This is a genomic window from Bacillus sp. FSL K6-0923, assembly GCF_038630825.1.
GTDB classification, from domain to species: domain Bacteria; phylum Bacillota; class Bacilli; order Bacillales; family Bacillaceae; genus Bacillus; species Bacillus pumilus.
The window spans coordinates 1,894,887-1,919,564 of record NZ_CP152044.1; the positions used below are offsets into that span (position 1 = coordinate 1,894,887).

Consider the following 24,678-nt stretch of genomic DNA (forward strand, 5'->3'; position numbering starts at 1 on the left):
GTCCTCTCCCCTTTCTTAATGAGCGAGGGCTGCTTTTTGCCCGTTTGCCGTTTCTTGATTTTTCGGTTTTGTGTTTGCTTCAAATGCGAACATAACAGCTTCTTCATGACTAAGGCCCGCTTGTTTTTGTTCTTCAATACTTTGAAGCATCATTTTGTAATTTCTCGGAATGACCTTGATGAATTGTTCCTTTTCTTGCGCCCAGTTTTCTAAAAGTGCCGAAGCTTTTGCGCTGTTTGTATAGTGAAGGTGCTCTTTAATCAGCTGTTTTACTTCTTGCTCTTCATCGTGATCTGTGAGTTTTTCAAACATGATCATTTCCATGTTGCACATTCTTTTGAACTGTTTCGCATCGGATGTATGGACGTAAGCTACGCCGCCAGACATGCCTGCACCGAAGTTTTTTCCGACGTCTCCTAAAATGACGACACGCCCGCCTGTCATGTATTCACAGCCGTGATCACCAATTCCTTCAACGACCACATGCACCCCTGAATTACGAACGGCAAAGCGTTCACCTGCACGTCCGTTAATAAAGGCTTTCCCGCTTGTCGCTCCGTAGAATGCGACGTTTCCGACAATGACGTTTTCATGTCCATTTTGTACAAAGTGATCAGAGGTTTTAACCGCAATTTTGCCTCCAGAGAGTCCTTTGCCGATATAATCATTTGAATCACCTGTTAAATAAAGAGACATGCCCTTTGGTACAAATGCGCCGAAGCTTTGTCCTGCGGAACCAGTGAACCTTAGTGTGATCGTATCCTCTGGCAAGCCTTCTTCTCCGTAGCGCTTAGACACTTCACTTCCAGTAATGGTTCCCGCCACACGATTGATATTGCGAATATTCAATGATAGATCAACCGGTGTTTGATGATTCAGCGCTTCCTGTACATAAGGGAGAATTTCATTCATATCCAGTGATTCATCAATTTTATGATTTTGCGGTGTTCTGAATGTACGAGCTCCTTCTGGCTGATAAAGCAGTGTTTCAAGGTCTAACTGACCTGCTTTCCAGTGTGCTTTTGCTCTTTCACTCACGGATAAAACATCCGTACGCCCAATCAATTCATCCATTGATGTAAAGCCAAGTTCAGCTAAAATCTCTCTTACTTCCTCTGCAATAAACATCATGAAGTTGACAATGTGATCAGGATCACCCATAAATTTTTTGCGAAGTTCAGGGTTTTGAGTTGCGACACCGACTGGGCAAGTATCTAAGTGGCATGCTCTCATCATGACGCACCCTAAAACAACAAGTGGAGCTGTCGCAAAGCCGTATTCTTCTGCTCCTAAAATCGCAGCCATGACAACATCGCGTCCTGTCATTAATTTGCCATCTGTCTCTAGAACGACTCGCTCTCGAAGACCGTTTAATACAAGGGTTTGATGCGCTTCTGCCAATCCAAGCTCCCAAGGAAGTCCTGTATGTTTAATACTTGTTTTCGGCGAAGCTCCTGTTCCGCCGTCGTATCCACTGATTACAATGACATCCGCCGTCCCTTTTGCAACACCTGCTGCAATCGTACCAACGCCTGCTTTTGACACAAGCTTGACGCTGATGCGGGCATCACGGTTGGCGTTTTTCAAATCATGGATCAGCTGCGCCAAATCCTCGATGGAATAAATATCATGATGAGGCGGTGGTGAAATCAATCCGACGCCTGGAGTAGATCCGCGTACATCGGCAACCCAAGGGTATACTTTATTACCTGGCAGCTGTCCGCCTTCTCCAGGTTTTGCTCCCTGCGCCATTTTAATTTGCAGTTCATCTGCATTGACCAAATAATGGCTCTTTACGCCAAAGCGTCCAGAAGCAATTTGTTTAATCGCACTTCTGCGATCATCGCCGTGCTCGTCAACTGTAAAACGCGCAGGATCTTCTCCGCCTTCTCCGCTGTTACTTTTACCGCCAATTCGGTTCATGGCAATGGCAAGTGCTTCATGCGCTTCTTTACTTAAAGATCCAAATGACATGGCACCTGTCTTGAACCGGCGCACGATGGATTCAGCAGATTCAACGTCTTCCAAACGAACTGGTTTTTGTTTTGGCTGGAAAGCAAATAAATTTCGAAGGAAGCCGATTCTTTCTTCGTCCGCAGCCTTTGTATATTGCTTAAATAGATCGTAATCTTCATTGCGGCATGCCCACTGAAGCGTATGAATCGTTTTTGGATTAAAGGCATGGTGCTCCCCATTTTTTCTCCACTGGAAATCACTTCCTGATTCGAGTGTTTGGTCAGTCGCTGCCTGATACCCCGCTTCATGACGGAGTTTTGCTTCATGTGCAATGGTCTCAAGGTCAATCCCGCCAAGCTGAGAAGCTGTTCCTGTGAAATACGCCTGAATGACGTCTTCACTAATGCCGACGGCTTCAAAGATTTGCGCTCCTCTGTAGCTTTGCACAGTAGAAATTCCTACTTTAGACATGACTTTGACGACACCTTCGGTTACGCTTTTACCAAATTTTGTGACTGCTTCATCAAAGCTGAAAGAGATCGCTTCTTCTGCAATCAACTGTTTGTACGTTTCATACACAAGGTAAGGATGAATGGCATCTGCTCCGTAGCCAATCAGTGCGGCAAAATGATGGACCTCTCTTACTTCTCCAGATTCAACGATCAGACTCACCTTTGTCCGTAAGCCTTGACGCACAAGATGCTGATGCAGTGCACTTAATGCAAGAAGAGGTGGAATCGGCACTTTTTCTTCCGTCATTTCACGATCGGAAAGGATTAATAAAGATACACCTTCACGAATGGCTTTTTCTGCCTCTTCAAACATTGCATCCAGACCGCGTCTTAGGTCATCTGTAAAAAGTGTATGAATCGTTTTGCTTTTAAAGGCATTGTGAACAATCGTTTTCAAGCCGTTAAACTGCCCGCTTGTTAAAACAGGTGTATAAAGTTTAATTCTTCGGCATGAATATTCATTTGGATGTAAAATATCTCCCTCAGCACCTAACCAAGTCATGGTTGATGTGACGAGCTGCTCACGAATGGCATCAATCGGCGGATTCGTGACTTGAGCAAACAGCTGTTTGAAATAAGAAAACAGAGACTGCGCACGATCTGATAACACAGCAAGCGGAGTGTCGCTTCCCATTGAACCAATTGGGTCCTTACCTTCTTCTAGTAAAGGAATTAAATATTTTTGAATGTCCTCGTACGTATAATGGAATGCACGCTGGCGCGTCAATAAATCATCCATTATACTAGAATTTTCTGAATTTTCTTCAGAGCGATTGACGTGAACCATTTCTTCATCGAGCCATTTTTGATAAGGAAGTTCATTCGCAATCGAAGATTTCACTTCTTCGTCAGAAATAATTCGTCCTTCTTCTAAATCAATTAGCAGCATTTTACCTGGCTCAAGACGATCTTTATACTTCACATCCTCTTCATTTGTGTCGATCACACCGACCTCAGAAGAGAAAATAATATGATCATCATTTGTAACGTAGTATCTCGCAGGTCTTAATCCGTTACGATCTAAGATGGCACCGATTTGTTTACCATCAGTAAAGGAAATGGCTGTTGGCCCATCCCACGGCTCCATAAGAGAACTATGGTATTCATAAAATGCCCGTTTCTCTTTTGACATGTGCGTATTCTCCGTCCAAGGCTCAGGAATCAGCATCATCGCTGTATGAGCAGGAGTTCGCCCTGCAAGTACGAAAAATTCAAAGGCATTGTCTAAAATGGATGAATCACTTCCGTCTGCATTCAGCACTGGCAAAATCTTGTCTAAATCGTCTCCGAAGGCTTCAGACACGAATTGTTGTTCTCTTGCTCTCATCCAATTGATGTTTCCTCTTAATGTGTTAATTTCACCGTTGTGAATCAAGTAACGGTTTGGATGAGCCCTTTCCCATGTAGGAAATGTATTTGTACTAAATCGTGAATGAACAAGTGAAAATGCAGAAACAAATGTTTCATCCTGAAGATCAAGATAAAAAGCATCGACTTGATCTGATGTTAAAAGCCCCTTGTATACAATGGTTTGACTCGACAAGCTGACAAAGTAAAATTGCTTTTCCTCTGCTGTTCCCCAGTTCTCAGCCTGCTTACGAATGACATATAATTTTCTTTCAAATGACAGACGATCTGTGATGTTGTCGTTTGCCCCGATAAAGACTTGCCTCACAACCGGGCAGCTCTTCGCTGCGACAGTACCAATTTTCCCGGCATCAACAGGTACTGTTCTCCAGCCAATTAATGTTTGACCTTCTTGCTTAATGAATCCGTTGATTTTTTGCTCGATGGCTTGACGCGTTTTCTCGTCATCCTCTTTTGAAAAGAAGACCATTCCTACCCCATAACGGCCCTTTTCAGGAAGTGCAAAGTCTTTGCAGCTTTTTCTAAAGAAAGCGTCTGGCAGCTGTACCATTAAGCCGGCACCATCACCTGTATACGGATCACTGCCTTGCCCGCCGCGGTGATCAAGCTGGCACAGCATTTGTAATCCCTTTTTGACGATGCTGTGTGTCGCTTCCCCTTTTAAATGAGCGTACAGTCCGATCCCACATGCATCATGTTCAAATTCAGGACGGTAGAGACCTTGTGGTTGTGGTAGTTGATTATAAGTCATCGTTTCTCTCCCCCGTTTAAAAGATCCGTTTTTTCACAGTAATAAAATCTCACAAACTCTGTAACTTATTTTAAGTTTTCAAATTAATATAAACAATATATAATTTAGATGAAAACAATCTCTTTTTGAGATAGATGGGTGTGAAGTGTAAAAATGGAGCTTCGTCAGTTGCGTTATTTTGTAGAAGTCGCAGACCGTGAACACGTGTCAGAAGCGGCTGAAAACTTACATGTTGCCCAATCTGCTATCAGCCGGCAGATTGCGAATTTAGAAGAAGAACTTGGAGTGGCCTTATTCGAACGAGAAGGACGAAATATCAAATTAACGAAGATCGGCAGACAATTTTTAGATCATGTCAGAACGGCACTAAAAGCCATTGATTATGCGAAAGAGCAAATTGATGAATATTTAGATCCGCACAAAGGAACCGTCAATATCGGCTTTCCTACTAGCCTAGCAAGCCAAGTACTGCCTTCTGTCATTTCCGCCTTTAAGCAGGAATACCCAGAGGTCGATTTTTTACTTCGTCAAGGATCCTATAAATTTCTCATTGAAGCTGTAAAAAATCGAGATATTGATCTTGCCTTTTTAGGACCTGTACCGACAAACGATCCTCAAATTGAAGGAAATATTTTGTTTTCAGAAAGCATTTATGCCTTGCTTCCTGTCAGCCACCCCTTTAGCGGACAAAGGAGTATTCATTTAAGTGATTTAAGAAAAGATCATTTCGTGTTATTTCCGGAAGGATATGTCCTGAGACAAATTGCGGTTGATGCTTGTAAGCAGGCAGGCTATGAGCCAACCATTTCATCTGAAGGAGAAGATTTAGACGCCATTAAAGGTCTCGTATCAGCAGGTATGGGCGTTACCTTATTACCCGAAAGTGCTTTTTATGAAACCACACCGCGATTTACAGCGAAAATTCCGATCGATTTTCCGCAGGTGAGGAGAACTGTTGGAATTATTGCTTCTAAATCAAGAGAAATGTCTCCTTCTGCTCATGATTTTTATGTGTTTGTGAAGGATTTCTTTTCTAAAATTGAACAATATAAATAATTCATTAAAACAAGACATTTCATTTGTGGAAATAATCCCTCTTTGTATATGATGAGTTACAGAACAACACACTATATGGAAGAAAGGTATTTGTATGAAATCAATTTTATCGTTTTTAAAGCCATATCGGCTATCCGTTGTGTCCATTGTGATCCTCACCTTTTTAAGCAGTATGCTCCAGCTGTATTTACCGACGCTTACGGCAGATATCGTCGATGTCGGGATCGTCCAAGGAGATATTGCTTACATATGGAAGGTTGGCGGCTGGATGGTGGCTTGTTCTTTACTTGCCATCTTGCTCACGATCTGGAAGTCTTACTTGTCCTCAAAGACTGCACTTGGCTTCGGGCGTGATATGAGAAGACAGTTATTTGTGCATGTTGAACAATTTTCACTAGAAGAATTTCAAAAGATCGGAACGTCTTCCTTTATTACAAGATCGACAAATGATGTGAAACAAGTCCAAGATGTTACGATCATGATTTTACAAATGATGACGAGAGCCCCGCTCATGCTTGTGGGCGGAATTATTTTGGCTGTATCCCGCGATACTGTGCTGTCTCTCATCTTTTTAGCAGCCCTTCCCCTTCTTGGCGGATTTATCTATTTAGTATCGAGGAAAGCCATTCCGCTCTTTGGCCAGCTTCAGAAAAAAACAGACCGGCTGAATTTAATTATGCGAGAATCTCTTTCAGGCATCCGGGTCATTCGTGCTTTTAACCGTGTAGATGATGAAAAGGAACGTTTTCAAGAAGCCAACACATCCTACAAGGATACCGGTCTTAGAGTCAACCGTTTAATGGCTTATTTGTTTCCATTTATGCTCATCATCATGAACTTCACAAATATCGGCATTGTCTGGCTTGGTGCAAACCGAATTGATGCCGGAGAGATGGAAGTTGGGAATCTTATTGCCTTTATCCAATATGCGATGATGATTTTGATGGCACTAATTATGCTGTCAATGAGTTTCATTATGGTCCCAAGAGCACAAGCATCAGCTAAACGCATGAACGAAGTGTTAAACATGGAACCGAAAATTCAAGACAATGAAGCAACGGTTGCTGACCTTCGCGCGCCCCCACAATCCATTCGCTTTGAGGATGTGTCATTTTATTACTCAAATGCGGAAAAGCCGGCGGTTCAAGACATTACGTTTGAAGCCAAAACCGGTGAAACGACAGCTATTATCGGAAGTACAGGATCAGGGAAAACCACCCTTCTCCAGCTAATGACGCGCTTTTACGAAGCAACAGAAGGCCGGATTACACTAGATGGTGTAGACATTAGAGAGCTGCCTCAGAAGAAACTAAGAAGCCAGATGGGCTATGTTTCTCAAAAAGCGGTTTTATTTAGTGGAACCATTGCCGATAATGTGCGCTTTGGCAGGCAGGATGCAAGCGATGAAGACGTCTGGCAGGCGCTGCGCACGGCGCAGGCAGAAGAATTTGTTTTACAAAAAGATGGCGGCATCGATGCGGAAATTGACCAGGGTGGATCGAATCTATCTGGTGGTCAAAAGCAGCGTCTCTCTATTGCAAGAGCGCTAGTGAGAAAGCCGTCATTCTATCTGTTTGACGATAGTTTCTCAGCACTCGATTATAAAACAGATGCAAAGCTTCGGGCATCTTTAGAAGCCGAAAAAGCACATGCCGCTCTAATCATTGTGGCGCAAAGAATCAGCACAGTGAAGCATAGTGATAAAATCATCGTACTAGATGAAGGAAAAATTGCTGGTATCGGAACACATGAACAATTACTGAAGGACAATCTTGTCTATCAAGAAATTGTTGCATCACAGGAAGGTCAGGAGGTGGAGCGAGGATGAGTAAGAAAATGTCTTCCGGCATGGGCCATAAAGGCGGCCACCCTAGAGGGCCTGTCGCAAAACCAAAGGAATTTAAGAAAACACTGCTTCGTTTGATTGGCTATTTGAAACCGAGAAAATTTCAACTGATCCTTGTTTTCATTGCAGCGGTCGGTTCAACCGTTTTTAACGTCATTAGTCCAAAGCTGCTAGGGGATGCCACCTCTTCCCTATTTGACAGCTTTACTCAAGGAACAGCCGTTCAATTTGATGTCATTTCACGTATTTTATTATTGCTTGTCCTTTTATATGTCGTTGCCTCTCTCTTTTCATTTGTCCAGCAATATGTGATGGCGGGTGTCTCCCAACAGACCATTGCTGAATTACGGCAAGAAGCAAATGACAAGCTCACACGTCTCCCCCTTCGGTATTTTGATAAAACAACCCATGGGGACACACTGAGCCGTGTGATGAATGATATTGATAATATTAATACTTCGCTTCAGCAGGCACTCACCCAAGTAATTACATCTGTCATCACGGTCATTGGGATTGTTGTCATGATGCTCTTGATTAGTCCGCTGCTGACATTGCTTGTTTGTTTAACACTGCCGCTCAGCCTGTTTGCCATTCGCGGCATTACGTCATTTTCTCAAAAACATTTTAAAGCGCAGCAAAAAGAGCTAGGAATGATCAATGGACATATTAATGAAATGTTCACAGGGCATCAAACGGTTCGTGCATATGGCTACGAAACGAAAGCGATCGATACATTTGATCAATTAAACGAACAGCTGTATGAATCATCAAGAAAAGCGCAGTTCATATCCGGATTAATGATGCCATTGATGACGTTTATCGGGAACCTTGGCTATGTGGCAGTCAGTGTAGCCGGCGGTATTCTTGTGATTAACGGGAATATTCGTGTCGGTGATGTGCAGGCGTTTATTCAATACACGCAGCAAATGTCTCAGCCGCTCGTGCAAGCTTCAAGCGTCGCCAACTTGGTTCAATCAGCGATTGCTTCTGCTGAAAGGGTGTTTGACATCCTGGATGAGGAAGAAGAAAGTGCCGAGGAAGATGCAGCAATTGATCTTGAATCACTTTCAGGCAATGTGAGCTTTGAACAAGTTCAATTTGGATATGAAAAAGACCATCCGATTATTAAAGATTTGAGTTTAGATGTCAAAGAAGGACAAACGGTTGCGATTGTTGGGCCAACAGGCGCTGGAAAAACAACCATCATCAATCTTTTAATGCGTTTCTATGAATTAGATCAAGGCTCTATCCGCATCGGCGGCGTCAAAACAACTGATCTCAGCCGTCAGCAAGTACGCGACTTATTTGCGATGGTTCTTCAGGATACGTGGCTTTTTGAAGGGACGATTCACGACAATATTGCCTATGGCAGGCAGAACGTCTCAAAAGAGGATGTCATCAAAGCCGCCAAACATGCTTATGCTGACGATTTCATCCGCACGCTTCCACACGGATATGACACACTCTTAACAGAAGATGCCGGCAACCTGTCCCAAGGTCAGCGCCAGCTGTTAACCATCGCCCGTGCGATTTTATCTGATCCAAAGATCTTAATACTAGATGAAGCGACGAGCAGTGTGGATACACGGACAGAGATGCACATTCAAAAGGCGATGAATGAGTTGATGAAAGGCAGAACGAGCTTCGTTATTGCACACAGACTGTCGACGATCAAAGATGCCGACCTTATTCTAGTCATGAAAGATGGCACCATCATTGAAAAAGGAACGCACAGCGAACTCTTAAAACAAAATGGTTTCTATGCAGACTTATATATGAGCCAATTTACGGAGAATCAAGTCGGTTAAAGATAAAAAAGGATAGACACGCATCCATGCGGTCTATCCTTTTTGGTTACTCTAAACGCTTTTTCACTTTTACACTGAGTTTCGTTATATACTCTGCTTCATCTTTAGACATGAGTGAATGAAGCAAATACTCCTCAAATACATCTCCATCCAGCATCATGTCCTCTTTTTCAATTTCATCTAACAAGCGCGAATAAGCAGATTCAATCCCTTCATATGATCCTTGATCATACATCACCGCATAAAGGCCCGCAGGTTTTTTAACTGCTTCCGGCGCTTCCATTCGGCAAAACAACTGATCTGACTGATGATATTGACGCTGAAGAAACTGCTCCTTTTTTAAGACAGCTCCATTTGCCGCAGCCCCTTTTATGCCAATTTCCTTTAGAAAATGTCCAACAATACGAGATATTTCTTCTACGGATGTATTCATGTCAATCGGATTTGACACGCTTAATACAACTGGTTCTTCTGGGAGCTCTTGAAACAGCACCTCTCCTATTTTTACAGATGATAATTCCTGCGTCGTCTCCATGACCCGCATAAGAAAAGACTGGATATCTTGAAGTTTTTCAATCTCTTGTTTGACCTTGTCTATTTGTTCAGCTGCTAGGCATTGGAGCCTTTCGCGAGAAGGCTCAGTGAAATATTGTTTTAACTCTTTTATCGGAAATTGCACAGCTCGAAGGGATTGAATCGCTATAAAATGATCAAATTGCTCAAGGGTATAGTAACGGTACCCATTTTCATGAACACCAGCTGGCTTAAATAAACCAATTTTATCGTAATAAAATAAAGTATCTTTCTTTACATCAAATAACTTGGCAAATTCTCCAGTGAAAAAAGTTTTTTGCACATCATTCATCATCATTAAGGCTCCCCTCTTGACTATGGAGTTACTCCACCCTTTATGATAACATGCAGAACACCACTAAGCTTGGAAAGGATATAAACATGAACAATATCATTCAACATGAAGTGACATTAGAACTTGCCAAAAAAGAGGACTTCCCTTTTATGAAAAATGAGCTACAGAAAGCTTTTACAGCTGGCGTAATCGACGCATTTGGCGATGCGTATGATGGACCGATTCCTCCAGATGATGTGATTGATGCATCTTTTCATTCGAATGAACACATTGTTTATCATATGATGCTAAATGGCGAAAAGGCAGGCGGCGTTGTCATTAAAATCAACCAAGAGACCCACCACAACTCAGTTGACTTATTATACATCTCTTCATCCTCACACGGAAAAGGCATTGGTCAGGCAGCATGGAAAGCCATCGAGGCGAAATATCCAGAAACGATTGTTTGGGAGGTTGTGACCCCGTATTTTGAAAAACGCAACATTCATTTCTATGTCAATAAATGCGGCTTTCAAATTGTGGAGTTTTATCATATGAAACATCCAGATCCAAACGCACCTCATGAAACTGATCAAAAAAATGAGCCTACAGCACCTGAGGAATTTGAATTTTTTAAGTTTGAGAAAGTGATGAAGAAAACCTGTTCCAGCCAATAAATATCTGCATCAAAAAAACACTACCCCCATGAAAAAGGTAGTGTTTTTTGAATCTCATCTAGCTTCTAATCTGACCGTCACCAGAAAGAAGCAGCTTCGTTGTTGTGAGTGCTGGAAGTCCCATTGGTCCTCTGGCGTGCAGTTTTTGTGTAGAGATGCCAATTTCAGCCCCATATCCAAGTGCACCTCCGTCTGTAAAGCGAGTAGATGCGTTATGATAAACCGCCGCCGCATCGACTTCGTTTAAAAACGTGAGTGCCTGCTTTTCATCCTCTGTCACGATGGCTTCTGAATGCTTTGTACCGTACTTTTCAATATGGTGGATCGCTTCGTCGATTGAATCAACTACCTTTACGGCAAGGTCAAGACTTAAATACTCATCTGTCCAGTCCACTTCCTCAGCAGGAATGGCGTTTGAAAAATGAGACAGTGCAGCCTCATCGCCATGAACGGTGACATGGTGCTCCTGCAGGGCTTCATTCAATGATGCCGCATTCTCTTTCAGCCAATCGCGATGGATGATCAGCGTTTCAAGCGCATTACATACAGCTGGACGATTCGTTTTTGCATTGATGACGATCTCAATGGCTTTTTTCACATTGGCTGTTTGATCAATAAAGACATGACAGTTTCCTGTTCCTGTTTCAAGGACGGGAATCGTAGATTGTTCAACCACTGTTTTGATTAAAGAAGCTCCGCCTCGCGGAATTAAGACATCAATCCATTCTTTTAGATGAAGCATCGCTTGAACCGATGAACGATCTGTTTGTTCAATCAATTGCACTGCATCACGCGGAATCTTTGTTTGATCCAATGCTTCATGAATAACACTCACAATGGCTTTGTTGGAAGAAATAGCGGAGGAACCGCCTTTTAAAATCACTGCGTTACCTGCCTTAAGGGCAAGCCCTGCTGCATCGACAGTGACGTTCGGTCTCGCTTCATAGATCATCCCGATCACGCCGAGCGGTACTCTTCGGCTTTTCACATGCAAGCCGTTTTCAAGAGTCCATTCATCCAATATTTCTCCAACAGGATCTGTTAATCTCGTCACAAGCCGCAAGCTTTCGGCAAACTCATGAATTCTTTCTTCATTTAACATTAAACGATCCAAGAGTGCCTCTGAGAAGCCCTTTTCCTTCCCGGCATCTATATCTTTTTGATTCTCTTGTAAGATGAAGGTGCTATTTTGTTCTAACGCTTCTGCCAGTTTAAGCAGAGCCTTGTTTTTATCCTCTGTATGAAGTAAACCTAGTTTTTTTGAAACGTGCTTTGCTTTTTTCGCTTTTTCTTTGACTGTTGTGACAACTTCAGCTGTCAGTGTCATGAAATTCCTCCCTTTTTGTTAACAAACGGGTATCGATAAATCTAAATGACAAACAAAAGCTTCAAGATCGACGACATGAACCACTTCATCCTGTAACGAGTCACTGCCTTGTGCAAGTTCATCAGATGGATAATTCACAATACCAAGCCCGATTTCTCTACCATCTTGATCTAAAATACGGACGACATCGCCTTTTTTAAACGAACCCTTTACATTGACAATGCCATCGGAATCAAGGCATTTCTCCCGGTGCATGAGGTGTTCCTGTGATTTCTTTTGAATAACGATCTCGCCTTTTGGTCCAGAATGAAAGGCAATCCACTGCTTCTTGTAATTCAGCGGTGCTAAATTCTCATCAGCGGTAAAATAAGTGCCGTCCTCTGTTCCATTGATTGCTTTGTCTAAAATGTGAGGCGTATCTGCTTTTCCTAAAAAGCCATTAATGCCAGCGGCCATTGAAATTTTAAACGCATCGAGCTTTGATTTCATTCCACCTGTGCCCACACTGCTGCCTGCATCTCCAGCTGCTGCTTCGATGTCTTCTGTGATGTCTGTGACTTCAAGAATTCTCTTCGCGTTCGGATTTGTATGCGGGTTCTCTTCATACAAGCCATCAATATCAGATAAAATGGCAAGGAAATCCGCATCAATGAGTCCAGCTACTTTTGCAGACAATGTATCGTTATCTCCGAACTTCAAGCGATTAATCGTCACTGTATCATTTTCATTAATAATCGGAATGATGCCTCGATCTAATAACACATTCATCGTGTTGCGCACATTTTGATAGCGCGTTTCATCTGAAAAATCACTTCTTGTGATTAAAAGCTGTGAGGCAATATAACCGTGTGATAAAAATAAAGTAGAATATGATTCCATTAAAAGCCCTTGCCCGATTGAGGCAGATGCCTGTTTTTCCGGCAGTGTTTTAGGTCTATCGATAAATCCTAGTTTTCGGTAACCAGCTGCAACCGCACCAGATGAAACCAAAATGACTTCGTGTCCTTCATCTTTGAGTTTCACAATTTGATTGACGAGGTTTTCTAGTTTTTTTAAACTAATCTCCCCTTGAAAGCTAGTAAGAGAGCTGCTTCCAATTTTCACAACAATTCGTTTTCTCTCTTTATCTGCGTACACCTTATCACTCCTGTACCTGAGCTCTATTTATATAGATACTTTTTGTTTTTGCTGTTTGCTGATCTCTTTTGATCGATTGGCAGCATGTTTGACGGCTTGCTTGATTGCTTCTCCTCCGCCAAAATCATCTAATGCATTCAGACCTGCCGCTGTTGTTCCATTTGGTGACGTAATTTTCTCTCTTAGAGTAGAAGGATCTTCCTCTGTTTCTTGCAGCATTTTCGCAGCACCGAGAAGTGTCTGCGCGCCAATTTGGCGAGACAATTCCTTAGATAAACCTGCTTCTTCTCCTGCTTCTTCGATTCTTTCCATTAAGAAATAAAAATAGGCTGGTCCGCTTCCGGCAATGCCAGTGAAAATATCCATCTGTTCTTCCTGAATGGTATACACTTCGCCCATTTCAGATAAAAGCGCCTGACTCATGCTGATATGGGCGTCTTTCACATAACGTCCAGCACATAAAGCGGTCGCTGAAGCCCCGATTGTACTTGATGTATTCGGCATGATCCTCATCACGGGCTGCCCTTCATGCAGCATATCTTCAATATAAGATTGCTTCACACCTGCAAGGACAGACAAGATCAGCTGGTCACTCTGAATATGAGGTTTTAACGATTCAAGTGCTGTTTCAGCATCCTTTGGCTTCATGGCCAGAATCAACATATCCATTTCTTCAAAAGGAAAAGAATCCATTGTGGCTGTTTGTATTCCGTAACGTGTCGTTAGTTCATTCAATCGAAGTTGATTTTGTCTGTTTGTTGCGTAAATTTGGCCTAGCGGCATTTGTCCTGATCGCACAATCCCTGCAATCATTCCTTCCGCCATAGAACCTGCTCCAATGAAAGCAACTTTCTTTTGATCAATGATATTGACCCTCTCCCTCGTTCGCTTTTTGTTCGTGTTTTTCGCACGTTAGTTATCGTAACATGATGAGAAATCGTGTCAAGAAAGAGCCAGCGCTTTTCAAAAGTCCCGAATACGCGTTCAACCGCTTGCTGTATGTATACTGACTGCGCTTTTACAAAACAACAATTTAGATCTAATGAACTATATGCATTTGCATCATAGTACCCTTTCGTTCGACTGAATTCCCCATTTTATTTTTGGTTTCGGTGACTTCAATTCTATTTTATAGAAAACGCTATCATTTCTAATGGATTCCTATTTTCCTATACGACGAATGTGCTTGAATCTTTCGATTAGACTATTGACATATTTTAGAAAACATGTCCGTTGAAATGATATTTTACGGGTGTTACCGTGAAAGGGAAACCAAGTGAAAAAGGAGCGTTCATAATGAAAGTGAAAGAAAACTATATCAATGTCATTCCAATGAAAGAAATCCGTTCGACCGATGACCTTCTTTTCCCGTTCCCTATTTACAATGAGCTACGTACCAAGAGTGATATTAGATATGATGAAACAAGAAAGTGCTGGGATCTCTTTCGATATGCGGATATCCAGTCTGTTCTGAAGCAGCCAAAAGTGTTCTCATCACAGCGAGGAAGAAGCACGACAAAAACGAGTATTTTAACGATGGACCCGCCAAAACATACAAAAATGAGAGCACTCGTGAATAAAGCATTCACGCCAAAAGCGATCAAACAATTAGAAGATAACATTAAAGACTTGACACATGACCTGCTGCAACAAGTCAAAGATCAGCGTACGTTTGATATCGTGGAAGATCTAGCAGCTCCCCTGCCTGTCATGATCATTGCTGAGCTTCTTGGCGCAGAGATAAAGGATAGAGCGTTCATTAAGAAACATTCTGATGCCCTAGTAGCAGGTGCAAAGGATGAATCAAAAGAAGCCATTCAAGCAGTCGTCGATATGCAGAAACGCGCAGAGGAAGAGCTGTCCGCTTATTTTGCACACTTAATCCAAAAACGAAAAGAAGCCCCTGCTGATGACCTGATCTCACTTCTTATTCAAGCAGACATCGATGGTGAGCGTTTAACCGAGAATGAACTACTTGGTTTTTGTATTCTATTACTAGTTGCTGGTAATGAGACAACGACCAATTTGATTACAAATGCAGTAAGACTGCTAACAGAGCAGCCGCATATCGCCGAAGCAGTACGGCAAGACCCCTCTCTTATTCCTCAATTGACCGAAGAAACGTTACGCTATTACCCGCCTGTTCAAGCCATTGGGCGAATCGCGGCCGAGGATGTTGAGATTGCAGGCTCAAAAATTAAAAAAGGAGACTATCTCATTAACTGGGTCGCTTCAGCAAATCGCGATGAACAGAAATTTGACGATCCAGATACATTCCGTCTTGACCGAAAATCAAACCCGCATATGAGCTTTGGCTTTGGCATTCATTTTTGTCTCGGTGCACCGCTTGCCCGCCTTGAAAGCAACATTGCACTTGAGGTTTTACTCCAGACGTATCAGGATATCACCTGCGCGGCAGATCAGCTAAAACCTATTCAAAGCACTTTTGTTTTTGGGGTAAAAGAATTTCCTGTACAGATCACCCGTTTTTAAAAGTCCCTCTTGAGGGGCTTTTTTTCATTTTCTTCAATTCATCATCTCTTTCTTACCTTCCATCTCCGAACATGCTAAAATAAAGTCCATATAAAGAGATAACGGATTTCAGAAAAGGAGCCAAAAATTCATGACCGATTTTACAGCAATGAAAGACGGAATATTCAAATCAGTTTGTTCGTTAGATTGCCCAGATCAGTGCGGTCTTTTGATACATAAAGAAAATGGAAAGATCGTAAAAGTGCAGGGAGATCCAGACCACCCCGTCACCCAAGGCAATATATGTAACAAAGTGCGGAATGTCACAGCCCGTTTATATGATGAAAAGCGGCTGACCACTCCTTTGAAGCGTGTTGGTCGAAAAGGCGATGGACAATTTGCTCCGATTACGTGGGAAGAAGCCATTGAAACCATTCGGCAAAAATGGACAAAGCTCATTGAAGAAAAAGGTCCAGAAAGTATTCTGCCATACAGCTTCTATGGAAATATGGGCAATCTGAATGCAGAAGGCATGGACCGCCGTTTTTTCTATCGTCTTGGTTCAAGTCAATTAGACCGGACCATCTGTCAGTCAGCAGGAACGACTGGCTATAAATATACAATGGGTGCAAGCATCGGGACTGACCCAGAAGACACCATTCATACGAAACTATTTATCTTTTGGGGGATCAATGCTGTGTCGACCAATATGCATCAAATCACCCTCGCGCAAAAAGCCCGAAAGCAAGGAGCAAAGATTGTCGTGATTGATGTTCACAAAAACCAAACCGGACGGATGGCAGATTGGTTCATTCCGCTTCGACCTGGTACTGACAGTGCCCTTGCCCTTGGCATCATGCATGTTCTTTTTAAAGAAGAATTGACAGATGAAGCCTTTTTAGAAACTTATACAACCGGTCATAAGGAGCTGCGTGAGCATGTGAAGCAGTATGATCCAGACACTGTTGAGGGGATCACAGGGGTTTCAAAAAAGGACATCGTGACACTCGCAAGAATGTACGCAGAGACATCGCCATCTCTTATACGTATTGGCAATGGTTTGCAGCACCATGATAATGGCGGGATGAGTATTCGTACCATTTCCTGCCTCCCTGCCCTGACTGGCCAGTGGCTCTACAAGGGAGGCGGTGCGATGAAATCAAACTCTTCTTTTCTGAGCTATAATGAAACAGCTCTTCAGCGGCCGGATTTATTAAAGGAACGCACGCCAAGATCATTTAATATGAATCAGCTAGGCAGTGTGCTGACGAATGCAGCGCCTTCCATTGATTCACTCTTTGTCTACTCGTGCAACCCAGCTGTTGTGACGCCTGAAGCAAATAAAGTAAGAGAAGGTTTGCTGAGAGAGGATTTATTTACAGTGGTTCACGACCTATTTCTAACAGAGACAGCTAAGTATGCAGACATTGTCCTGCCGGCCACATCCGCCTTTGAAAATGAGGATTTCTATACATCATACTGGCACCATTATATTCAAATTCAAGAGCCAGTGATTGAACGCTATGGAGAAAGCAAATCCAATACAGAAGTGTTCCGCTTGTTAGCCCATGCGATGGGCTTTGAAGATGCAGCCTTCCGCGAGACAGATGCGGAACTCATGGAACAAGCCCTTCATCATCCAGAAAATCCGCATTATGAGGACATTTCATACGAGGCATTAAAAGAAAAGAAATGGATTAAAGCAAAAAGAGGACCTTTCCAAGACTTAAGGCTCTCTACCCCAAGCGGGAAAATTGAGCTTTATTCGGAACAAATGAAAAAAGACGGGTATCCAGCGCTTCCAACTTATGTGCCGCTCTATCAAGAAAGCGAATATCCACTTACCTTCATACCTGGACCGAATCATAATTTTCTTAACTCGACCTTCTCACTTCATGAAAAGCACCAAAAGCTCGAGAAGTTTCCTAAGCTTCACATGAATGAAGAGGATGCAAAGGCAAGAGAGATTGAAGATGGTGACATGGTGCGTGTGCTGAATGACCGGGGTGAATGCGAGCTTGTCGTGTCAGTTGGTCAAAATGTCTTATCCGGTGTTGTGGTGAGCCAAGGATTATGGGCAGATCAAAAAGGCAAAAAACAGCTAGTCAATGGACTAACACCTGATCGGCTGGCAGATATGGGCGGCGGTGCGACGTTCTTTTCTGGCAGAGTTGAAGTTGAAAAACGATCATAGACAGAAGAAAAGCCAGCAAAATCTGCTGGCTTTTTTGTATTCTTTTATTGTCCAATCATCAGCTGGTTGGTATACACATTCGCACTTCCGTTGCTTCGGTAGCCTTCTACAGTTAATGCTGTTTCATACATTTTCCCCATTGGCATACCTAGGCTTTCCCATTTTCTGAAATGCTGACTGACGGATACAGTTCCGCTCGTACGTTTTGTTTGACGTACACTCCAATATTGCTTAAAGGTAGCGTCTCCAATAATAGAAGGCTGATTGACACGTAGCGTTTCATAAATGTCATATGTGCCGCCATCGGCATAAAATGATCCTTTATACGTTCCTGTTGGGCGATAAGTGCCCCATGACTCAACAATGTAGTATTCAGCTAATGGAGTTTGTGTCCAGCCGTAGACACATAAGTAGGAATTCCCGCCTGGGTTAAAGGCTGCGTTGTAATTGATGGAGATGTTGCCAAGTTGATGATGAGTTTTAGTGGAATCAAACTTCTTCCCTTTTCGAAACAGAGCATTTCCGATATTGTTCCATTGTGCGCTAAATGCGCCGCCATTATTGAGTGTCATTGACGTATTTCCGTAATCTTTCCATAATTCAAAATCGTATCCGCCGTGTGTGCCGATTCTATTATCATAAATCGTTTCCGCATGAGCTGGCACAGCCGTCAGTGTCAGCACAAATCCAATACACATCACAAACAATAGCCTCAATCTTTTCAAATTCATTTTTCATCCCTCTCCTTTTTTCAATAAAATTGTTCTGCCTTCTCTAAGATGAAGCGAGCCCACCACCTCCTTTCATATCACCCTTTTCTGCTAGATGGAACGATATTTCGCTAACCCGGCATGGATGTCTCTTGTTTGTGTATAGATCTTTTGATACAGATGAAATAGATCAGCATATATACTTGCATGCTGCTGCTCTGGCTCATAGACAGCTGCTTGGTGGATAAACTGTTCCGCACATGCTTCAAGCGACGGATACCAGCCGCAGCCAACGGCGGCCAGTATAGCTGCTCCTAAAGCAGGCCCTTGTTCATTGTCTAACTGGATGACCTCAGCCTGAAAAATGTCTGCTTGCATTTGAAGCCATGTCCGGCTTCTTGCACCGCCTCCAATGGAGACAATTGAATCTATGTGTTTCCCAGCTTGCCTGAATAAAGCGATCGATTCATTTAACGAGAAAGTAATCCCTTCTAGCACAGCCCTGACGACATGTGCCCTTTCATGCCGGCTGTCTAATCCGATCAAGCTTCCACGAATGATAGAATCCGCATGAGGTGTTCTTTCTCCTACTAAATAGGGTGTGAAGAGCAATCCATTCGCTCCAGGCGCGACATCAACCGCACCCTCTAAAAGCGATTGAAACGATTCTTCTGGAGCCAGCAAATGTTTTACCCAGTTCAAGCTATATCCTGCTGAAAGCGTCACACCCATTGTGTAAAAAGCATCTTTTTTTGCGTGATGAAACAAATGCAAGTTTCCTTGAAGCGCTCTTTCATGATCCTCTTCGTAAGAAAGTATGACGCCAGATGTGCCAATGCTGCATAACGTGCGGCCAGAAGATAAAATGCCAGCTCCAATTGCTCCGCAAGCATTGTCTGCCCCGCCAGCAAACACTTTTGCGCCCTCTTCAATCCCCGCCTCACGTGCAATGTGCGGCAAGAGTGTACCGACCTCTTCCTCTGATGAGATAAGCGGCGGACAAATATGAGGAGGAATATCAAATGCCTGACAAATCTCTTCACTCCACGCTTGCTCTCCAATATTTAATAACAAGGTGCCAGCTGCATCTGAATAATCGATATGAACAGAACCTGTTAAACGAAATCTGACGTAATCTTTTGGGAGTAAAAACATGTCGATTTGTTGATCAATTTCTGGTTCATGTTCCTTTACCCATAATAATTTTGGCAGTGTAAATCCTTCTAACGCTTGATTTTTCGTAATCTTTTGCAGTCGTTCCCCCAGCTTTTTTGTGATGTGTGTACATTGCGCTGTTGTTCGTGTATCATTCCATAAAATCGCAGGGCGGAGCACCTCACGGGATTCATTTAAAAGAACCAGACCATGCATCTGTCCAGAGAAGCTGATGCCCTCTACTTTCTTTGAAAAGGCAGGCTGCCTTGCCATCAGTTCTTTCATCGCAGCCACTGTTTGCTCAACCCATTCCTCTGGGTTCTGCTCACAATATCCAGGTTTATCTTGAATGAGGCGGTAAAGCTTAGTGGCCTCGCCGCACACCTTTCCATCCTCATCGACTAATATGGCTTTGACTCCGCTCGTTCCAAGATCAATTCCCATTACATACTTCATGTCTTCACTCCTTCAAAACAGGTCCGCTTCTTCAATCAATCTTCTAATAAGTATTGATTTAACCGGGCTTTTAACTGTTCCTCTCTTCCCGATTCGTTTCTGATTAAAGGATGTTTGAGCGCATACTCTTCTAATGTATGAAAGTTTGCCTTTCCTTCTGAAATGTCACGTCCAATCCCTTCAGAAAAACTGCGATACCGGTGCTTGATCACATCTTCAAACACACGATCTTCTATGAGTCTATGAGCGACCCGCAGCCCTTTTGCGAATGCATCCATCCCCGCAATATGGGCATACAAAATATCTTCAAGCTCAAAAGAAGCTCTTCTAACTTTTGCATCAAAGTTGAGACCGCCAGTACCTAGTCCGCCATTTTGCAGAATTTCATACATAGCAAGCGTTGTGGCATATAAATCGGTTGGAAATTCATCAGTGTCCCAGCCAAGCAGCGTATTTCCTTGGTTCGCATCCACTGAACCGAGCAATCCATGTATTCTCGCCATGCGTAATTCATGCTCAAACGTATGACCAGCAAGCGTCGCATGATTCGCCTCGATGTTCAATTTAAAATGGGAATCTAATCCGTATTGCTTTAAAAAGGCGATAGATGTTGCTGCATCTGCATCGTATTGATGAGTGGTTGGCTCTTTTGGCTTAGGCTCAATTAAAAATTGGCCAATGTATCCAATTTCCTTTGCATAATCAACAGCCATATGCAAAAATGACGCCATGTGGTCAAGCTCTCTTTTCATATCAGTATTCAGCAGAGTATCGTATCCTTCTCGTCCTCCCCAAAAAACGTAATTTTCTGCGCCAAGTTCTTTAGCTGTTTCAATCCCTTTTTTCACCTGTGCGGCCGCATAGGCAAAGACATCTGCATGACAAGATGTCGCTGCGCCGTGTACAAATCTAGGATGCTTGAACATGTTGGCCGTGTTCCACAGCAGCTTGACTCCGCTATCTTGCATGTATTCTTTCATTCTTTCTAAAATGATGTCTAATTGCTGATTCGTCTCTTGAAGCGTATCTCCCTCCGGTGCAATGTCACGGTCATGGAACGAAAAATACGGTACATCCAATAGATCAAACAGTTGAAAGGCTACTTCCAATCTAGTTTTTGCTAAATCCATTCCGCTATAGGAATCCCAGGCTCTCTGCATCGTGCCAGTTCCAAACATGTCTGTTCCATCAGCAGTCAATGTATGCCAATAAGCGACTGAGAAGCGCAGGTGATCTTTCATTGTTTTTCCGCCAATCATTTCGTTTGGATCATAGTATTTAAAAGCGAGTGGATTTTTTGATTGTTTTCCTTCAAATTGTATTTTTCCGATTCCTTCTAAGCTGTGTAACGTTTTCATATTTGAGTTGGCCATCTTTTATTCCTCCTATGATTTCACTTTGTAAGTTGATTCAACAAACTAATGTTCAATTGATGATCCATTCACTTTGAATTTTCCATATTTTTTAGTTTTTTAGAAATATTTTCGTTATAATAAAGTTAAAATCATCCTTCTTACAGATTACAGACGAAGAAAAACAGCTTTTTTCTTCACTTAATCTAAAGACGAAACAAATGGAGTGGATAACATGGATATCGCTGATCAGAACTTTGTGAAAAAAATAAATCAAAAGCTATTATTAAAAGAAATTCTCCAGCATGCGCCAATTTCTAGAGCCAAATTATCTGAACGCACTGGGTTAAATAAATCGACGGTTTCCTCTCAAGTAAATACATTAATGAAAGAGCAGCTCGTCTATGAGATCGGCCAAGGTGAGTCCAGCGGCGGGAGAAGGCCGGTTTTACTCATGTTTAATAAACGTGCTGGCTGCTCCATCGGGATTGATGTCGGCGTTGATTATGTCAACGGCATTTTAACCGACCTTGAAGGGTCCATCCTTCATGAGGAGCAGATGAGGCTCCCATCAAGCGCTCCTGATGTGACCATACGAATATTAACTGAATTAATACAGCAGTTGATGACCCAAATCCCCTCTTCCCCATACGGGCTCATAGGTATTGGCCTATGTATTCCCGGGCTAGTGGATGCTGATGAACAGATCGTGTTTACGCCTCATTCTAAATGGAAAAATGTTGACCTGAAAACAACGCTACAAGATGCATTCCAAGTACCGGTCTTTATTGAAAATGAAGCAAATGCCGGTGCATATGGTGAAAAAATCTTTGGTGCCGCTAAACATTATGATCATTTGATCTATGCCAGCATCGGCACTGGCATTGGAATCGGAATCATTATCAATCATCATTTATACAGAGGCGCATACGGCTTTTCTGGTGAAATGGGACATATGACCATCGACTTTAATGGACCAACATGCAGCTGCGGAAACCGTGGTTGCTGGGAGCTGTATGCATCTGAGAAAGCCTTGTTTCAGTCCCTTCAAACAAATGATCAGCCCATCTCTCACCAAGATGTGGAACAACTGGCGACGTTCAATGATATGAAAACGCTCAATGCCCTGCGCAACTTTGGTTTTTACCTTGGGGTCGGTCTCACAAACGTCCTGCATACCTTTAACCCGCAAGCGATTATTTTACGAAACAAGGTGATTGAATCGCAGCCAGCGGTTTTACGTGTGATTCAAGAGGAGGTATCCTCAAGGATAGATACTCAATTCAGTTCACATGTCGAGCTGCTTCCTTCGTCATTAGGACATAACGCACCGGTATTAGGGATGACTTCACTCGTCATTGAAGCCTTTCTGCAAGATGCCACCCTCTCACCATGACAGATTCTTCAATAAAAAAGACAGCTCTTACCGTGTTGTCTTTTTTTATTTATTCTGTTTCCTCATAACGGAAATAGTTGAAATCAGCAGGCAGACGCTCGCCGCTTGTATCCTGGCACTGCATGCCGACAAATGCCCCTGTAAAAAATCCCCCTCCTCGGATGAAGTCATCAGATAGATGGCTAGATTCAAATATCACATCAATTTCCTTCCAGTCTTTTTGATCAAAAGAATAAGAATAGGTATAAGTTTCTCTCTGAACGGTCACTTTTAAATACACATAGGTGACCTCCTCTGGAATGACGATTTTTTGTGTCAATGGCTGAGAAAAGGAAAGGTTCTGACAGGCAGATAATTCAAGAATACGGCCAAGTTCCTCGTCATATGTCACCTGAAGCGCAGTCCAATTTTCCGTATTGTAATAATTTACAAGACCAGCGGCTTGCTGAAAATTCTCTGGAAAGAACGACACAGCTGTCTCTGCTTCAAAATAAAAGCTTTGCCAGCGCCTTGCAACGAAGGATTGGGTAAACTTAGATGTGAGAGATTCCTGACCATATAACCTTAAATGAGTAGGTTTTTCCGTTAATGAACCGATCTGTTCAGTAAAAGGAATTCTTAATGTTTGGAAGTGTCTATTTAACGTTGATTCTTTAAACTCATCGACTGTATGGTGTGTTGGAGCAAAAATCTTTTCGTTGATCGCTGGCGCTTCAACCTCCAGCGATCCTTCTTTTCCGCCCACAACATACGGCCAGCCATCCTTCCATTCAAGCTTTTGAATCGCTGTCTCTCTTCCTAAAGGACACCACCCTCTCTGTTGAAAAATAGATTCCTTGCTTGATTGAATAGGGCGGCCAGTCAGATGAGCGAGGTACCATTCATTTGTGTGCGTTTGAACAATGGAAGCATGCCCGCATTTTTGAAGCGGATGTTCAGGCGTGTGAAAAGCACTTAAAATTGGGTTATCAGGATGAACCTCATAAGGCCCTTCAATCTGCGGGGAACGGGCAATTGTTGCCGCATGCTCGTACCTGGTGCCTCCTTCTGCTGTTAATAAATAATAGTAATCGCCGATGTGATAAAGATGCGGTGCTTCTGTCAATTTAATCGGTGTGCCCTTAAAAATGACCTTCCGCTGGCCAATGAGTTTCTTTTCCGTCACGCTATATTCCTGCAGGGAAATACCTGCAAAGGAATGGTGCTTTTCCCTATGGTCCCACAGCATATTTAAAACGTATTTCTTGCCGCTTTGGTCATGAAATAAAGAGGGATCAAAGCCAGAGCTATTAAGCTTAACCGGTTCACTCCAATCACCGTCAACTTCACTTGCCGTAACCAAATAATTATGACCATCTTTAAATGGACCATCCACTACTTTAATATCTGAATAAATAAGCCAAAACTGACCATCTGCATAGCTTAGGCACGGTGCCCATACTCCGCCAGAATCAGGATTCCCTTTCATGTCCAGCTGCGACGTTTTTTGCAAAGGACGCGCAGCAAGCCGCCAATGGACGAGATCCTTCGAATGATAAATTTGCACCCCTGGAAACCATTCAAATGTAGAGACCGCCATGTAATAATCTTCTCCTACACGGCAAATACTTGGGTCCGGGTTAAATCCTTTGAGCACTGGATTGGTAATTTTCATTCAA

16 protein-coding genes are annotated in these 24,678 nt (G+C 42.8%); 7 read left to right on the top strand and 9 right to left on the bottom strand.

Going from position 1 to position 24,678, the window contains the following annotated elements:
- Window positions 1-15: 15 nt before the first annotated feature.
- Window positions 16-4,587: a glutamate synthase large subunit gene (gltB, locus tag MHI16_RS09500; protein WP_268467642.1), complete on the bottom strand. Its 4,572-nt coding sequence runs from the start codon at window positions 4,585-4,587 to the stop codon at window positions 16-18.
- A gap of 153 nt (window positions 4,588-4,740) precedes the next feature.
- Here gltB and MHI16_RS09505 point away from each other — a divergent pair, with 153 nt between their 5' ends.
- The 3 genes from MHI16_RS09505 (at window position 4,741) to MHI16_RS09515 (ending at window position 9,297) form a co-directional block, all read left to right on the top strand.
- Window positions 4,741-5,643, top strand: a complete 903-nt coding sequence (locus MHI16_RS09505) for a LysR family transcriptional regulator (protein ID WP_044141269.1) — start codon at window positions 4,741-4,743, stop codon at window positions 5,641-5,643.
- Window positions 5,644-5,737: 94 nt separating this feature from the next.
- Window positions 5,738-7,471, top strand: a complete 1,734-nt coding sequence (locus tag MHI16_RS09510; protein ID WP_268467643.1) for an ABC transporter ATP-binding protein — start codon at window positions 5,738-5,740, stop codon at window positions 7,469-7,471.
- On the top strand, window positions 7,468-9,297 hold the full coding sequence (locus MHI16_RS09515; RefSeq protein WP_061408157.1) for an ABC transporter ATP-binding protein: 1,830 nt from the start codon (window positions 7,468-7,470) through the stop codon (window positions 9,295-9,297). Before MHI16_RS09510 ends, MHI16_RS09515 begins: the two co-directional genes overlap by 4 nt.
- 46 nt (window positions 9,298-9,343) lie before the next feature.
- On the opposite strand, the gene MHI16_RS09520 is transcribed toward MHI16_RS09515, so the two are convergent.
- On the bottom strand, window positions 9,344-10,165 hold the full coding sequence (locus tag MHI16_RS09520) for a MerR family transcriptional regulator (protein ID WP_268467696.1): 822 nt from the start codon (window positions 10,163-10,165) through the stop codon (window positions 9,344-9,346).
- Between the two features lie 86 nt (window positions 10,166-10,251).
- Here MHI16_RS09520 and MHI16_RS09525 point away from each other — a divergent pair, with 86 nt between their 5' ends.
- Window positions 10,252-10,821 (top strand): GNAT family N-acetyltransferase, encoded by a 570-nt coding sequence (locus MHI16_RS09525; protein ID WP_268467644.1) that lies wholly within the window; start codon window positions 10,252-10,254, stop codon window positions 10,819-10,821.
- Window positions 10,822-10,879: 58 nt separating this feature from the next.
- Here MHI16_RS09525 and MHI16_RS09530 read toward each other — a convergent pair whose 3' ends face one another.
- From MHI16_RS09530 to proC, 3 genes are read right to left on the bottom strand one after another with little or no spacing between them, the layout of a single operon-like run.
- The gene (locus MHI16_RS09530) at window positions 10,880-12,148 is read right to left on the bottom strand and encodes a glutamate-5-semialdehyde dehydrogenase (RefSeq protein WP_342497938.1); all 1,269 of its coding nucleotides are present in this window, start codon (window positions 12,146-12,148) and stop codon (window positions 10,880-10,882) included.
- An 18-nt stretch (window positions 12,149-12,166) separates the two neighbouring features.
- Window positions 12,167-13,285 carry a glutamate 5-kinase gene (gene proB / locus MHI16_RS09535; protein ID WP_058014931.1) on the bottom strand — a complete coding sequence of 373 codons (1,119 nt, stop codon included), beginning with the start codon at window positions 13,283-13,285 and terminating at the stop codon, window positions 12,167-12,169.
- A 27-nt stretch (window positions 13,286-13,312) separates the two neighbouring features.
- Entirely contained in the window at window positions 13,313-14,149 is an 837-nt protein-coding gene (proC, locus tag MHI16_RS09540) for a pyrroline-5-carboxylate reductase (protein WP_260850352.1), read from the bottom strand.
- A 432-nt stretch (window positions 14,150-14,581) separates the two neighbouring features.
- On the opposite strand from proC, the gene MHI16_RS09545 reads away from it, so the two are divergent.
- Window positions 14,582-15,778: a cytochrome P450 gene (locus MHI16_RS09545; protein ID WP_058014929.1), complete on the top strand. Its 1,197-nt coding sequence runs from the start codon at window positions 14,582-14,584 to the stop codon at window positions 15,776-15,778.
- A 130-nt stretch (window positions 15,779-15,908) separates the two neighbouring features.
- On the top strand, window positions 15,909-17,951 hold the full coding sequence (locus tag MHI16_RS09550; RefSeq protein WP_268467645.1) for a molybdopterin oxidoreductase family protein: 2,043 nt from the start codon (window positions 15,909-15,911) through the stop codon (window positions 17,949-17,951).
- Between the two features lie 44 nt (window positions 17,952-17,995).
- Here MHI16_RS09550 and MHI16_RS09555 read toward each other — a convergent pair whose 3' ends face one another.
- The 3 genes from MHI16_RS09555 to xylA all read right to left on the bottom strand — a co-directional run bounded on the left by MHI16_RS09555 (window position 17,996) and on the right by xylA (window position 21,645).
- The gene (locus MHI16_RS09555; protein ID WP_268467646.1) at window positions 17,996-18,682 is read right to left on the bottom strand and encodes a glycoside hydrolase family 11 protein; all 687 of its coding nucleotides are present in this window, start codon (window positions 18,680-18,682) and stop codon (window positions 17,996-17,998) included.
- A gap of 90 nt (window positions 18,683-18,772) precedes the next feature.
- Window positions 18,773-20,272 carry a xylulokinase gene (xylB, locus tag MHI16_RS09560; RefSeq protein ID WP_268467647.1) on the bottom strand — a complete coding sequence of 500 codons (1,500 nt, stop codon included), beginning with the start codon at window positions 20,270-20,272 and terminating at the stop codon, window positions 18,773-18,775.
- Between the two features lie 35 nt (window positions 20,273-20,307).
- Complete coding sequence (xylA, locus tag MHI16_RS09565; RefSeq protein ID WP_268467648.1) at window positions 20,308-21,645, bottom strand: xylose isomerase; 1,338 nt, start codon at window positions 21,643-21,645, stop codon at window positions 20,308-20,310.
- A gap of 214 nt (window positions 21,646-21,859) precedes the next feature.
- Between xylA and MHI16_RS09570 the strand changes: the two genes are divergently transcribed.
- Entirely contained in the window at window positions 21,860-23,020 is a 1,161-nt protein-coding gene (locus tag MHI16_RS09570; protein ID WP_268467649.1) for an ROK family transcriptional regulator, read from the top strand.
- A 49-nt stretch (window positions 23,021-23,069) separates the two neighbouring features.
- Here the strand turns inward: MHI16_RS09570 and MHI16_RS09575 are convergent, their stop codons facing one another.
- Window positions 23,070-24,674 carry a glycoside hydrolase family 43 protein gene (locus MHI16_RS09575; protein ID WP_268467650.1) on the bottom strand — a complete coding sequence of 535 codons (1,605 nt, stop codon included), beginning with the start codon at window positions 24,672-24,674 and terminating at the stop codon, window positions 23,070-23,072.
- Window positions 24,675-24,678: the final 4 nt, after the last annotated feature.